General features: G+C 61.5%; 11 protein-coding genes. 9 read left to right on the top strand and 2 right to left on the bottom strand.

Going from position 1 to position 14,151, the window contains the following annotated elements:
- Window positions 1-207: 207 nt before the first annotated feature.
- The 4 genes from thiI to BUC40_RS03090 all read left to right on the top strand — a co-directional run bounded on the left by thiI (window position 208) and on the right by BUC40_RS03090 (window position 8,585).
- The gene (thiI, locus tag BUC40_RS03105) at window positions 208-1,662 is read left to right on the top strand and encodes a tRNA uracil 4-sulfurtransferase ThiI (RefSeq protein ID WP_073262498.1); all 1,455 of its coding nucleotides are present in this window, start codon (window positions 208-210) and stop codon (window positions 1,660-1,662) included.
- Between the two features lie 173 nt (window positions 1,663-1,835).
- Entirely contained in the window at window positions 1,836-3,656 is a 1,821-nt protein-coding gene (gene typA, locus BUC40_RS03100) for a translational GTPase TypA (RefSeq protein ID WP_073262496.1), read from the top strand.
- Between the two features lie 316 nt (window positions 3,657-3,972).
- Complete coding sequence (locus tag BUC40_RS03095; protein ID WP_073262494.1) at window positions 3,973-7,218, top strand: DUF2339 domain-containing protein; 3,246 nt, start codon at window positions 3,973-3,975, stop codon at window positions 7,216-7,218.
- Window positions 7,215-8,585, top strand: a complete 1,371-nt coding sequence (locus BUC40_RS03090) for a DUF3999 domain-containing protein (protein ID WP_073262491.1) — start codon at window positions 7,215-7,217, stop codon at window positions 8,583-8,585. The genes BUC40_RS03095 and BUC40_RS03090 overlap by 4 nt, the downstream gene beginning before the upstream one ends.
- A gap of 45 nt (window positions 8,586-8,630) precedes the next feature.
- Here the strand turns inward: BUC40_RS03090 and BUC40_RS03085 are convergent, their stop codons facing one another.
- A complete protein-coding gene (locus BUC40_RS03085) occupies window positions 8,631-9,023 on the bottom strand; it encodes a YkgJ family cysteine cluster protein (protein WP_073262489.1) in 393 nt (130 codons plus the stop codon).
- Between the two features lie 345 nt (window positions 9,024-9,368).
- Between BUC40_RS03085 and BUC40_RS03080 the strand changes: the two genes are divergently transcribed.
- Genes BUC40_RS03080 through BUC40_RS03060 form a run of 5 tightly spaced genes read left to right on the top strand, consistent with a single transcriptional unit; the run spans window position 9,369 to window position 13,568 of the window.
- Window positions 9,369-11,057 carry a histidine kinase N-terminal 7TM domain-containing diguanylate cyclase gene (locus BUC40_RS03080; protein WP_073262487.1) on the top strand — a complete coding sequence of 563 codons (1,689 nt, stop codon included), beginning with the start codon at window positions 9,369-9,371 and terminating at the stop codon, window positions 11,055-11,057.
- A gap of 35 nt (window positions 11,058-11,092) precedes the next feature.
- Entirely contained in the window at window positions 11,093-12,103 is a 1,011-nt protein-coding gene (locus BUC40_RS03075; RefSeq protein ID WP_073262485.1) for a class 1 fructose-bisphosphatase, read from the top strand.
- A 3-nt stretch (window positions 12,104-12,106) separates the two neighbouring features.
- Entirely contained in the window at window positions 12,107-12,706 is a 600-nt protein-coding gene (locus BUC40_RS03070) for a DUF924 family protein (protein ID WP_073262483.1), read from the top strand.
- A 44-nt stretch (window positions 12,707-12,750) separates the two neighbouring features.
- On the top strand, window positions 12,751-13,005 hold the full coding sequence (locus tag BUC40_RS03065) for a hypothetical protein (protein ID WP_073262481.1): 255 nt from the start codon (window positions 12,751-12,753) through the stop codon (window positions 13,003-13,005).
- Window positions 13,005-13,568, top strand: coding sequence for a lipocalin family protein (locus BUC40_RS03060; RefSeq protein WP_073262479.1), 564 nt, complete (start codon window positions 13,005-13,007; stop codon window positions 13,566-13,568). Before BUC40_RS03065 ends, BUC40_RS03060 begins: the two co-directional genes overlap by 1 nt.
- A gap of 95 nt (window positions 13,569-13,663) precedes the next feature.
- Here the strand turns inward: BUC40_RS03060 and BUC40_RS03055 are convergent, their stop codons facing one another.
- Complete coding sequence (locus BUC40_RS03055; RefSeq protein WP_073262477.1) at window positions 13,664-14,098, bottom strand: hypothetical protein; 435 nt, start codon at window positions 14,096-14,098, stop codon at window positions 13,664-13,666.
- Window positions 14,099-14,151 lie beyond the last annotated feature (53 nt).

The following is a 14,151-nucleotide window of genomic DNA, read 5'->3' as shown; positions in this document are numbered from 1 at the left end:
GGACGCATGCCCCGAAAATCAGCGTTGTAGAGGGTGTTGATGCCACAAAAGCAGACATGATGGCTCTTTGTTGGTGCGCTTTATCAGTGGATAGCTCTGTTTTGGTGCGATTGCAGATTGTTTGCGGATTTTCGATCAAAGGTTGAGCAATTTCCTTTATAATCCGCGCCCCTGTTTTTCAGGCCCTGGCGCCCGATATTTGCTCCCATGAAACTGATCGTCAAAGTCTTCCCGGAAATCACCATCAAGAGCCCGCCGGTTCGCAAGAACTTCATCCGGCAGCTGGCCAAGAACATCCGCTTGGTGTTGCGTGATCTCGACCCGCAGCTGCAGGTGACGGGTGTCTGGGACAATCTGGAAGTGAAAACCGAGGTGGCCGAGCCCAAGGTTTTGCAGGAGCTGATCGAGCGCCTGAGCTGTGTGCCGGGCATCCAGCATTTTCTGCAGATCGACGAATATCCGCTTGGCGACTTCGACGACATCGTCGCCAAGTGCATGCTTCATTATGGTGATCTGCTGCCGGGCAAGATCTTCTCGGTACGCTGCAAGCGCGGCGGTCGCCACAGCTTCTCCTCCATCGATGTGGAGCGTTATGTCGGCAGCCAGCTGCGTCAGCAGTGCGGCGCTGCCGGTATCGACCTGAAGAAGCCCGAGATCGAAGTACGTATCGAGATCCGCAACGAGCGCCTGTACGTCATTCATCACCAGCACCCGGGCCTGGGTGGTTATCCGCTGGGTTCGCTGGAGCAGACCCTGGTATTGATGAGCGGTGGTTTCGACTCCACCGTGGCGGCCTACCAGATCATGCGCCGCGGCCTGATGAGCCACTTCTGCTTCTTCAATCTCGGCGGCCGCGCCCACGAACTGGGGGTGATGGAAGTCGCCCACTTCCTGTGGCAGAAGTACGGTCGCTCGCAGCGCGTGCTGTTCATCAGCGTGCCGTTCGAGGAAGTGCTCGGCGAAATTCTCGGCAAGGTCGACAACAGTTACATGGGCGTCACGCTCAAGCGCATGATGCTGCGCGCCGCCAGCCGCCTGGCCGAGCGCCTGCAGATCGACGCGCTGGTAACCGGCGAAGCGATCAGCCAGGTGTCCAGCCAGACGCTGCCGAACCTCTCGGTGATCGACTCGGTGACCGACAAGCTGGTACTGCGCCCGCTGATCGCCAGCCATAAACAGGACATCATCGATACCGCTGAGGCAATCGGCACCGCCGAGTTCGCCCGCCACATGCCAGAATACTGCGGCGTGATTTCGGTTAACCCGACCACCAAGGCCAAGCCCAATCGCGTCGTTTATGAAGAAGAGCAGTTCGACATGGCCGTGCTCGACCGCGCCCTCGAACGGGCCCGACTGATCGCCATTGATCGGGTGATCGAAGAGTTGGGCCAGGACGTGCAGGTCGAGGAAGTCGCCGAGGCCTTGCCAGGCCACGTGGTGATCGATATTCGCCACCCTGACCAGGTCGAAGACGAGCCGCTCGAACTGGCTGGTATCGACGTGCAAGCCATGCCGTTCTATGCCATCAACAACCGTTTCAAGGAACTGGACGCTAGCCGCCAGTACCTCCTGTATTGCGACCGAGGCGTGATGAGTCGCCTGCATGCCCACCACCTGCTGAGCGAGGGACATGCCAATGTGCGAGTTTATCGTCCGGCATAAGACGCCCGGGCTTAATGGCGGCAGTATCCGCCATCGCCCTCCCGACCCGATTGGCGACGAGTTTGTCGCCACACATCGTTAACAGACTGCCTTTATCCTTAATCCTGATTTTTCGCGTTGGGCCGCTGAATGCAACTGCCCGGTAGCCCGACCCAACCTACGAGACAACTATAGTGATCGACAATCTACGTAACATCGCCATCATCGCCCACGTTGACCATGGTAAGACCACCCTGGTTGACGCCCTGCTGCGTCAGTCCGGCACCCTGGAGCGCAGCGAGCTCAATGACGAGCGCGTGATGGACAGCAACGACCAGGAAAAAGAGCGCGGTATTACCATTCTGGCCAAGAACACCGCCATTAAGTGGAACAACTACCGCATCAACATCGTCGACACCCCCGGCCACGCCGACTTCGGCGGTGAAGTAGAGCGCGTGATGTCGATGGTTGACTCCGTACTGCTGGTCGTTGACGCCCAGGACGGCCCGATGCCGCAAACCCGCTTTGTGACCAAAAAGGCCTTCGAAGCCGGCCTGCGTCCGATCGTGGTCATCAACAAGATCGACCGTCCGGGCGCGCGTCCGGATTGGGTCATGGACCAGATCTTCGACCTGTTCGACAACCTCGGTGCTACCGAAGAGCAGCTGGACTTCCAAGTCGTCTACGCCTCGGCCCTGAACGGCATCGCCGGTCTTGACCACACCGACATGGCTGACGACCTGACCCCGCTGTACCAGGCCATCGTTGACCACGTGCCGGCGCCAAACGTCGACGTCGACGGTCCGTTCCAGATGCAAATCTCGGCACTGGACTACAACAGCTTCTTGGGCATCATCGGTGTTGGCCGTATCGCCCGTGGTCGCGTCAAGCCGAACACCCCGGTTACCGCTATTGACGTCGACGGCAAGAAGCGTAACGGCCGTATCCTCAAGCTGATGGGCCACCACGGTCTGCACCGTGTGGACGTTGAAGAAGCCACTGCCGGCGACATCGTCTGCGTCAGCGGCATGGACGAGCTGTTCATCTCCGACACCCTGTGCGACCAGAACAACGTCGAAGCGATGACCCCGCTGACCGTCGACGAGCCGACCGTATCCATGACCTTCCAGGTCAACGATTCGCCGTTCTGCGGCAAGGAAGGCAAGTTCGTCACCAGCCGTAACATCAAAGAGCGTCTGGACAAAGAGCTGCTGTACAACGTTGCCCTGCGCGTTGAAGAAGGCGACTCGGCTGACAAATTCAAGGTCTCCGGCCGTGGTGAGCTGCACCTGTCGGTACTGATCGAGAACATGCGCCGCGAAGGCTTCGAAATGGGCGTTGGTCGTCCGGAAGTGATCATCCGTGAAGTGGGCGGCGTGAAACACGAACCCTATGAGAACGTCACCATCGACATCCCGGAAGAATCCCAGGGCAAGGTCATGGAAGAAATGGGTCTGCGTAAAGGCGACCTGAGCAACATGGTGCCGGACGGCAAAGGTCGCGTACGCCTGGAATACAACATCCCGGCTCGTGGTCTGATCGGCTTCCGTAACGCCTTCCTGACTCTGACCAACGGTGCAGGCATCCTGACCTCGATCTTCGACCGTTACGACGTGATGAAGTCGGGCCACATGTCCGGCCGCCAGAACGGCGTACTGGTATCGATCGATACCGGCAAGGCCCTGACCTACTCCCTGGAAACCCTGCAGGCGCGCGGCAAGCTGTTCGTCGAGCACGGCCAGGAAATCTACAACGGTCAGATCATCGGCCTGAACAGCCGCGACAACGACCTGGGCGTCAACCCCACCAAAGGCAAGAAGCTCGACAACATGCGTGCTTCGGGTAAAGACGAAACCATCGCCCTGGTTCCGCCGGTTCGCTTCACCCTGGAGCAGGCGCTGGAATTCATCCAGGACGACGAGCTGTGTGAAGTCACTCCGAAGTCGATCCGTCTGCGTAAGAAGATCCTCGACGAAGGCGAGCGTACCCGCGCTGCCAAGAAAGCCAAGAACTGATCCAGTTCTAGCTGACTAGAAAAAGCCCCCGCCGGTGTGAGCCGGCGGGGGCTTTTTTATGAGCGATCGCTTTCTGATCGTCGTGATTAAACGGCATGCCGGTGTTGATTCCGGTCAGCCTCAAGAGCAGACCACCTTTTTTGCCTGTGCCGGTTATAGATGGTGGCTGCCGGCTCTCTCGTTTCTGTTGTCTTGGCTGGTCATCGGCGACAATTGTGAGCGGCTCCATCCTCTCAGCGTATGGAGCTCTTATACTGCACGCTCCGTCAGGCGCGCAGCCCGGCATGGATGGTTTCTTCTCCAAGGATTCGAGTGCATGCAGTGGATTTTCATGCTGGTCGGGCTGGTGCTCGGGGCGCTGGTTCTGGGTGCGACAAATGGCGAGGCGGTGGTCGGGGCGGCCCTTGGTGGCGTGCTTGGGCTGGCGGTTGGCCAGGCGCTCGCACTGCATGCACTGAAGCTTCAGCACGAGGCGCTGCGTAAATCGCTGGCGGAGCTGATTGCCCGCTTCAACCATGGCACCGGCGATCTGCATGAGCGCCTGTTGCGCCTTGAGCAAGGGGCTGTGCAGCCGCGTACCGAGACGATTGCCGAGCAAAACGAACCGCCACCTGTTCAGGCTCCTGGGCAAATCGCTGCATCGGCGCCTGCCGAGCCCGTCGTCGAGCCTGAGTGGGAGCTTGAGCTGGTGCTGCCTGCTGTGACTCCGACCGCTCAGCAGAGCCCTGAGCCCGCCATAGAGCAAGCTGTTGTAGCGCCCCCGCCGGAAGCGGTGCGAGTCACCGAGCCACCAGCGCCAACCCTGCTCGAGCGTGGTGTCGCCGCCGCACGGGATTGGCTGCTGGGTGGCAACACTGTTTTGCGCGTGGGCCTGGTGCTGCTGTTTCTGGGTTTGGCCTTCCTGTTGCGCTACGCCTCCGAACGGGTGGTGGTCGCCATCGAGTTGCGTTACGCCGGTGTGGCGCTGGCGGCGATCGCCCTGCTGGCGCTGGGCTGGTGGCTGCGTCACCGACGTCCCTCCTATGCCTTGCTGATGCAGGGCGGTGGTATCGCTGTGCTGTACCTGACGGTATTCGCGGCCATGCGCCTGCATCCTTTGCTTTCCCCGCAGGTAGCGATGGTGTTGCTGGTTGTGGTGACCATTTGCTCGGCCATACTGGCCATCCTGCAGGATGCCCGTGGTCTGGCCGCCGCTGCAGCGCTGGGCGGTTTCGCAGCGCCGATCCTGGCCTCCAGCGGTGGTGGTAGCCATGTCGCGCTGTTCAGCTATTTCGCTCTGCTCAACGCGGGCATCTTTGCCATCGCCTGGTTCAAGGCTTGGCGCGAACTCAATCTGATCGGTTTTGTCGGCACCTTTGGCATTGGCCTGGCCTGGGGTTTGCGCTCCTACACCATAGACCTGTGGCTCAGCACTCAGGCCTTCCTGCTGCTGTTCTTCCTGATGTACGTCGCTATTGGCCTGCTGTTCGCCCGGCGGCGCTTGCTCGAAGCGCCGACCGAGCCGGAAAACGACTCCCGCGAGGCTTTGCTCAAGTGGTCGGCGCGGCAGGCCGGTTATGTCGATGGCAGCGTGCTGTTCGGCACGCCACTGGTGGGCTTCGGTCTGCAATACGCTGTGGTTCAGCATCTGCCGTTCGGCCCGGCGTTCAGCGCTCTGGCCATGGGATTGCTGTACATGTCATTGGCCTGGGTTCTGGTCTCGCGTGCGCCTGGGCGTGCCGTACTGCTGATGGAAACCTGCCTGGCGCTGGGCGTGATCTTCGCCACCCTTGCCATTCCATTGGGCCTGGATGCCCGGTGGACTTCCGCTGCTTGGGCGGTCGAAGGCGCGGGCCTGTACTGGCTGGCGTTGCGTCAGCAGCGTCTGTTTGCGCGCCTGTTCGCCCTGCTGCTGCAAGCGGGTGCTGCAGCAGCCTACCTGTGGGGCCTGCGCTTCGGTTACGAGACCTTGCTCGAGGGTTCGGCGCTTGGCGCGCTGATGCTCGGTGCGGCCCTGCTGTTCAGCTTTCTGCAACTGCGCGATGCGGCAGGCGGCGTGGCGGATCGCGAGCGCAAGCTTCAGCCGGCCCTGGCCTATTGTGGTCTGGCATTCCTCTTTCTGATGGCTCCGTTGTGCTTCGGCCCTTATGGCACTGCCGCCACCTGGGCAGTGGCAGGCGTGGCGACGCTGCTTGCCGGATTGCATCTGGGCGCGCGTAGCGTGCTGATCAGTGCCTTCGTCGTGCAGGCGCTGGGCGGTGTGATCTACCTGATCTTCAGCGATGGCCTCGATCAGGCCGTAGTCGCCGAGACCCTGCGGCCGCTGGCCCATCCGACATTCTGGGCGCCGGCGCTGCTGGCCTTGGCGGGCTTGATCTGCGCCTGGCGTCTGCACCTTGCCAGTCGCGTAAGCCGCGCTGATCTTCTGCCGCTGGATGTGCAGGAGCTGTCGCACGTGGCGCTGTTCTGGTGCGCAGCTTGGTGGCTATTGGCGGCGTTGAGTGAAATTGCGAGGTTCGTATCAGGCGACCTGCAGGGGCATGTATTCCTGCTGGTCGCTGTTATCAGCCTGGCCATCACCACCTTGTTCGCCCTGCACCAGCGCTGGTCGGCGTTGGCGGTGTTCAGCCTGGCACTGGTGCCGTTGGGCTTTGGCGTCGTGTTACTCACCTGGCATCTGGGCTATCACCCGTTGGCGGCGCTTGGCTGGCTTGCCTGGCCAGCGCTGTTCGCCGTGCATTTCCTCATGCTGCGGCGCGTTCAGGGGTTGGCGCCAGAGGCACTGATAAGAATCAGCCATGTGCTCGGCTGCTGGTTGCTGCTGGGCATACTTGCGCTAGAGCTGCGCTTCCTGTTCTTTGCCCTGGCCGAACACTACAACGCCTGGCGCTGGCTGGGCTGGGTACTGGTGCCGTGCGCCTTCCTGATGCTGATGAGCCTGCGCCGCGCACTGCCCTGGCCGGTGGCGACCTATCCGCAGGAGTACCGCAGTTATGCCGCCATGCCGGTGGCAGTTCTTTTGCTGGGCTGGTTCTGGCTGGTCAATCTGCTCAGTGATGGTTCCGCTGAGCCGCTGCCCTACGTGCCGCTGATCAACCCACTGGAGCTGGGCATGTTGTTCGTGCTCTTTGCCGTGCAGCGTTGGGCCCCGGACGGATTGTCCGCATTGCCAGTCGAGCCTAGGCAGGTGCGGCTGGCGACTCAGGCGATGATCGGCGCCTCGTTGTTCGCGCTGTTGACCATGATGGTCTGTCGTACCGCGTTTCATTGGGGGCAGGTGCCTTTCCAGATGGATGCCTTGATCGATTCGCGCCTTGTGCAGGCCGGGCTGTCCATCGTCTGGACGCTGATCGCGCTGAGCCTGACCATCGCCGGGCACCTACGCGCTCGGCGTGATCTATGGATGGCCGGCGCAGCGCTGATAGGCGTAGTAGTCGTGAAGCTGTTCTTCGTCGACCTCGGCAATAGCGGCAGCCTGGAACGGATCATCTCCTTTATTGGCGTCGGTGTACTGTTGCTGGTGGTGGGCTATTTCGCCCCGCTGCCGCCTCGCCAGGGGCGTGACACGCAGGTGTCGGCATGAGCCCGCGTTTTATCAGGGGGCTGATCATGCTGGGCGTGAGCCTGGCTGCAGCGGCAGCCGAGGTCGGGGAGCGTCCTGGCGACTATGCCGTGACTGTGCCGCTAACCCTGAGTGGAGAGGGTCCCTGGTATCGGCTGCAATTGCCGATGGAGGCTCATCTCGCCGCCAGGCATGCCGACTTTCGCGACTTGCGCGTGTTCAACGGCGACGGCGAGCGTCTGGCCTTCAGCCTGGTTCACGGTGCGCAGCGCTCCGCCGAGAGCCAGCAACAAGCCGATCTGCGCCTGTTTCCATTACGTGGCCCGGCGGGGCGCCGCGATAGCGTGCCGACCGTGCGCGTGCAGCGCGGTGCTGATGGCTCGATCATCGAACTCAGTGCGTTAGGCGAGCCCTCTGCCACTGCCGATGTGCTGCGGGGCTGGCTGCTGGATGCCAGTGCCACCGACTTTCCGCTGCAACGCCTGCATCTGCAGTGGCGCGCCGAGAGCGAGGGTTTCCAGCGTTTCAGCATTGAGGCCAGCGACGATCTGGATCATTGGCAGCCACTGGGTGAGGGGCAGATCGCCCAGCTGAGCTTCAACGACGAACGCATCGACAAGAGCGAAGTGGAATTGCCGCCCACCCGGGCGCGCTACCTGCGCCTGCTGTGGCTGGCACCCGAGCAGGCGGTCAGCCTGAGCGCTGCCAGTGTCAGCGGCTCGCGCAGTACTGCCGAACCTGCCTCATTGATCTGGTCGGCGGCGCTGCAGGGGCAGGCGGATGAGCAGGGCATTACCTGGACATTGCCGCTGGCCTTGCCACTGGAGCGCGTGCGCATCGAGATCGAGCATGCCAACAGCCTGGCTCCGGTGTTGCTGCAAGGGCGTAGGGACAGTGCTGCGCCGTGGACGCCGCTGGCGAACTCGGTTCTCTACCGTTTGCCTGTCGACGGTCACGAGGTGGTACAGGATCAGATTGAGCTGCCACAGTTGCCTGTCAGTCAGCTGCGCTTGCAGATCGACAGCCGCGGTGGTGGTTTGGGGCAAAGCGAGCCGCGTCTGAGCGTGGCCATGCGCGCTACCGAGCTGCTGTTTCTGGCCCGCGGCAATCCACCCTATCAGTTGGCCCTTGGTCTGACGGATGCCCAGGCTGGCAGCCTGCCGGTCACTACTCTGGTACCCGGCTTCGACTCGCAGCGCCTGGAGGGCATGGGCAAGGCCGTCATCAGCGGCGCGATCCCGGAAGTCGAGGTGGCGCCCGCGGTGGTTCCTGCGAAGGCTGGGGTGGACTGGAAACGCATCGGCCTGTGGGCTGTTTTACTGCTTGGCGTCGGCGCGCTGGCGCTGATGGCGGTCAGCCTGTTGCGCGGCGCCGCCAAACGCCCCTGACGGCCAAGCCCGGATGCGCAAGGCGAGCAGGCGGAAGTTGCAGGCTTACTTCGGTCGCCAAGCGCAGTAGCCGGGCCGTGGACCGATCTTCGGGTGATTGCGGCAGGTGTCCGGGCGACGTTCGTAGATGGTGCACAGGCGGGTCTTGCGATCCAGGTAATAGCAGTCGTTGTTGCTCATGCGCGTCAGCGTGAAGATGCCGGACTTCTGGTTGAAGCGCTCGACCAGGCCATCTTTCTGCAGGCGCTTGGCGATGTTTCTGGGCGGTTCGCCGCGTTCGAATTCATCGACCACGCCAATGCGGATCAGATCAGTGATGCGCACTTCGACCGGCAACTGACAGCAGCTGGAAATGCAGCTATGGCACATGTCGGCGGTATAGCGCGCCCAGGTCTCAAGGCGGTCTATTTCCGCAGCGGCGATCAGGTTGCTTTTCATCTCGGGAAGGTTTCGCGTGGTTGGCGGCGCGCGATCATAGCGGTGTTGCGGAAATTGTGAACAGTTATCCGCCGGTTGGCTGCTCCAGCATGCCGACGTGCGGCGCTGAGACTCGATAAAAACCTGCTGAAAGTGTGATGAATTGCAGTATCGTAGCGGCGAAAATCTTGCCGTACCTGTCTGCACCCTTACATAGGCTCGCGGCTCGGGTGACTCTATGCTGCCGGTGCATTCTTCCGGCCTCTATCCTGAGCCTGTTGGAATGGATATGTACCTCTTGCTTGCCTCCCTCGTGCCTTGGGTTGCATCGCGCGCCGCCGGCTTGTGCCCCGGCAGGGCGCAAGCATGAATTCCTGTCTCATCAATGCCTGGCAGCTCAATATCGCTGTACTGGTCACCGCGGTCGTCTGTATCGGCGGTGTGCTGCTGGCCCGCTGGGTCATCAATCAACGAGATTTCCCCGGGCGCGATACCTTCATTCTGATGCACCTGGCGAGCATGTGGTGGATGGCCATGGCCGGCCTGGAAGTCGCCTCGGTGGCGCCGGAATGCAAGATGCTCTGGGCCACTATGTCCTGGCCGGGGATCATCAGCGTACCAACATTCTGGGCGGTGTTTCTCTGGCAGTACGTCGGCAGCGTACGCAAGCCGCTGGGTCGCCGCTCGCTGCTCGGCATGATTCTCATGCCCTTGCTGATCTGGATGGTGGTGCTCAGCAATCCGTGGCACCAGCTGTTCTATGGCCCGGCGACCGGGCCGGTGTCTGCCGAGCCAGGCGCGCCGATTCGTTTCGAGCATGGCCCGCTGTTTTATGCGGTGGCGGTGTACGTCTACCTGTTCATGAGTTTCAGCCTGGGCGTGGTGCTGCGTGCGGCGCTGATCAGCCATGGCGTGCATCGCCGGCATTACCTGGCATTCGTGCTGGTAACTGCGGTGCCCTGGTCGGCCAATATCGCCTACGTGGGGTTCGGGTTCGTGGTGTTTGGCGTCGACCCGACGCCCTTCAGTTTCGTCTTTACCCTGGTTGCGTTTTCCTGGCTGATTCTTGGCGTGCGCCTGTTCGATCTGGTGCCGGTCGCCCGCCATCTGCTCTTGGAGGCGCTGCCCGATCCGGTGATCGTGGTCGACACCCAGTGGCGCGTGATCGAAGCCAACCAGGCCGCACTCAAACTGGACGGAATGGGCGCGGAATGGCAGGGGCGCAGGCTGCAGGATTGGCCGGTGTTCGGCAGTGATCTGCAGGCGCAGCTGCAAGAGCAGCTTGAGCTGCGTGAACCACTGCTGATTCAGACCAGCGCCGAGCACTACTTCGAAGTGCGCATGCGGCCCATCGAGCGCCTCACCCGCCACGGTGTTCTGTTGCTGGGGCGCTTGCTGTATCTGCGTGACGTTACCCAGCGCCAACTGGCCAAACTGAAACTTGCCGAAGCACTGGCATTGAGCGAGGAGCGCTTGCGCACCATCACCAGCCTGCATGAGCAGCTGCGTGAGCAGGCGCTGTGCGATCCACTCACCGGGCTCTACAACCGGCGTTATCTCGATGAAATGTTCGGCCGTGAACTGGCCCGTGCCAGGCGTGAGCATTCACCACTGTCGCTGGCGCTGATCGATCTGGATCACTTCAAACAGCTCAACGATCAGCACGGCCATCTCGACGGTGACGACGTGCTCAAGAGTGTGGCGCAGCACCTGCTGGTGAACTTGCGCAGTTCCGATACGGTCTTTCGTATCGGCGGCGAGGAGTTCCTGTTGATTCTTCCCGGTGCCGATGCCCGCGAAGCGACCAAACGCCTCGAGGCTATCTGCCTCGGTTTGGCGCAAAAGCAGATCGAAACTCGCAGTGGTATGCGTCACATGACTCTCTCGGCAGGCCTGGCGCTGTGGCCCGAGCAGGGCAATGCGCTCGATGAGTTGATGAGGGCTGCCGACGCCGCTTTGTACGAAGCCAAACGTGCTGGACGTAACCGTGTATGCAGCCTGCTGCCGCGTGTTGCGTCGCCGGCCGCTGAGGCGCCCGTTCTTGGAAAGGGTTAAACTCCTTTCGATTACCTTCCTTCCCGGAGTCCTTCATGTCCCGCGTTACCCTGAGTCGTTACCTCATCGAGCAGACCCGTAGTCAAAATACCCCGGCCGATCTGCGCTTCCTGATCGAAGTAGTAGCGCGCGCATGCAAGGAAATCAGCCATGCCGTTTCCAAGGGCGCCCTCGGTGGCGTACTTGGCAGCATGGGCACTGAAAACGTGCAGGGCGAAGTGCAGAAGAAGCTCGACGTGATTTCCAACGACATCCTGCTCGAAGCGAACGAGTGGGGCGGTCACCTGGCTGGTATGGCCTCCGAAGAAATGGACAACGCCTACCAGATCCCCGGCAAGTACCCGAAAGGCGCTTACCTGCTGGTGTTCGACCCGCTGGACGGCTCCTCGAACATCGATGTCAACGTCTCGGTCGGCACCATCTTCTCGGTGCTGCGCTGCCCGAACGAGTATCTGAGCCAGAACGAAAGCCTCAATGAGCAGGCCTTCCAGCAGCCAGGTACCCAGCAGGTCGCCGCCGGCTACGCTATCTACGGCCCGCAGACCATGCTGATCCTGACCCTGGGCAACGGCGTCATGGGCTTCACCCTGGACCGTGAGCTGGGCAGTTTCGTGCTGACTCACGACAACATCAGCGTGCCGGAAAGCACCGCCGAATTCGCCATCAACATGTCCAACCAGCGTCACTGGGAAGCGCCGGTGAAGCGTTACGTGGACGAGCTGCTGGCTGGCAAGGAAGGCCCGCTGGGTAAGAACTACAACATGCGCTGGATTGCCTCGATGGTTGCCGACGTACATCGCATCCTCACCCGTGGCGGCCTGTTCATGTACCCGCGTGACAGTCGCGAGCCGGACAAGGCTGGCAAGCTGCGCCTGATGTACGAAGCCAACCCGATGTCCTTCATCATCGAGCAGGCCGGTGGCGCCGCCACCGATGGCGTAAAGCGCATCCTCGACATCCAACCCACCTCCCTGCACCAGCGCGTGCCGGTCTTCCTGGGTTCCAAGGAAGAAGTCGAGCGCGTCACCGGTTATCACAAGGGCTGACCGATGGCGCCCTGGCAGCCGCTGCTCGACTGGTGGTTTGGCCCCTCGGGCTCGGCCGAGCAGAGCGCTGCTGAAAAGCACAGTCTGTGGTTCGGCAAGCGTGATGATCAAGATGCTGAAGCGCGTGAGCGCTTTGGCTCCTTGGTCGAACAAGCGCTCGCTGGCGACTTGCTGGATTGGTCAGCCGACCCGCGCGGTTGGCTGGCCAATGTGCTGTTGCTCGATCAACTGCCACGTATGATCCACCGCGACACGCCGCTGGCCTTCGCCGGCGATGCCCAGGCCCGCGCATTGGTCGAGGAGGGCATCACACTGGGTTGGGATCGTCGGTTATCCCCGCTGCAGCGCGTGTTCATCTATCTGGTGTTCGAGCACGCCGAGAATCACCTTCAGCAGATACGCTCGGTACAACTGTTCGCGGAGCTCTCTGAAGGTTCTAGCGCTACCGAGCGCGAGCTGTTCGCCGGCTTTCTCGACTACGCTCAGCAGCATCAGCGCGTTATCGAGCGCTTCGGGCGTTTCCCGCATCGCAACGAAATTCTCGGGCGCGTCAGCACCGCCGACGAGTTGCGCTTTCTCGCGGAACCGGGCTCACGTTTCTGACGTCGAACCGGCATCTGTCATCTATCTGGCTACGGAGATTTTCCATGCGCCTGCGTTCTCTCGTGTTACTGGCGGGCTGTATCGTTCTGGCCGCTTGCGGCAAGGTCAATCAGGAAAACTACGCCAAGCTCTATTCGGGCATGAGCAAGGCCGAGGTTGAAAACCTGCTTGGCACCGCTACTGAATGTTCCGGCGCGCTGGGCATGTCCAGCTGCACCTGGGGTGATCAGGTGAGCTTCATCAGCGTTCAGTACGCGGGTGACAAGGTGATCATGTTTTCCGCAAAAGGATTGAAGTGATGAACAAACGTACCCTTGGCGTTCTGGCGCTGGGCGCCCTGTTGCTGGTCGGCTGTGCCAATTCGGGTACCGGCGTGGCGCCGCCGAAGACTGTCGAATCGGTCGATCTGGAGCGCTATCAGGGCACCTGGTACGAAGTGGCGCGCCTGCCGATGTTCTTCCAGCGCAACTGCGTGGAGTCCGAGGCGCATTACCGCTTGCAGGATGATGGCAGCGTGGCGGTAACCAACCGTTGCCGCGAAGCCGATGGCAAGTGGAACCAGGTCGAAGGTCGTGCCGTGCCACAAGTCGAAGGAGAGACCGACAAGCTGTGGGTCACTTTCGATAACTGGTTCAGCCGCCTGCTACCGGGCGTAACCAAGGGCGAGTACTGGGTGCTGGATCTGGACGACGACTACCAGACCGCGTTGGTCGGCCACCCGAATCACAAGTATCTATGGCTGCTGTCGCGCACCCCGACGATCTCCAATGAAGTGCGTGATGAATTGCTGTCCGTGGCCCGTGCTCAGGGCTACGACACCAATGAGCTGATCTGGCGCGACGGCGCTAAACCGGCCGAGTGATCTAGCTCTAGGTAGCCCGGGTCGAGCGTAGCCACACCCGGGATCGATTCCCGGTATCGCTATGCGCCGCCCCGGCTACCGGAACGCTTCGCGCGTTATTCCCACTCCAGCCGCGCCAGCTTCCACTCGCCGTCGTCCTGCCACCACTCCAGCTTCACGGCGTAATGCCGGGCGCTGTCGGGGATCAACCCCTCGGCACCGGTTAGGCCCACCTGCGCATCCGTATAGCCCTTGTCGCGGTAGGTCGCATCCACGCGGCTGTCCTTGCTCAGGGCCAGTACCTGGACGTTTTTATGGCGCAGAAACAGCAGCGTCATGGTGCGCTTGGCCCAGTCACGGTCGTTGGCCTGCTGGGCACGAAACTCCTTGTGCAACTGGTCGAGCACTGCCGCGGTCTTCTTCGCTTCGAGGTTTTCCTGCAGTTGCTGCACTGCGGCTTCGAGCCTGGACTGCGGATCGTCTTTGCCGCCGCAGCCGCTCAGCAGTAAGCCGAGCAGCAACAGTGGTGCTGCAAATTTCCCTATCGACATGCCGAATTCCCTTTTCATGGTTATGATGCCCGAACGAGCGCAATAGCCCTATC

Source organism: Phytopseudomonas punonensis (genome assembly GCF_900142655.1).
Lineage (GTDB): Bacteria > Pseudomonadota > Gammaproteobacteria > Pseudomonadales > Pseudomonadaceae > Aquipseudomonas > Aquipseudomonas punonensis.
This window is presented reverse-complemented; position numbering and strand designations above follow the sequence as displayed.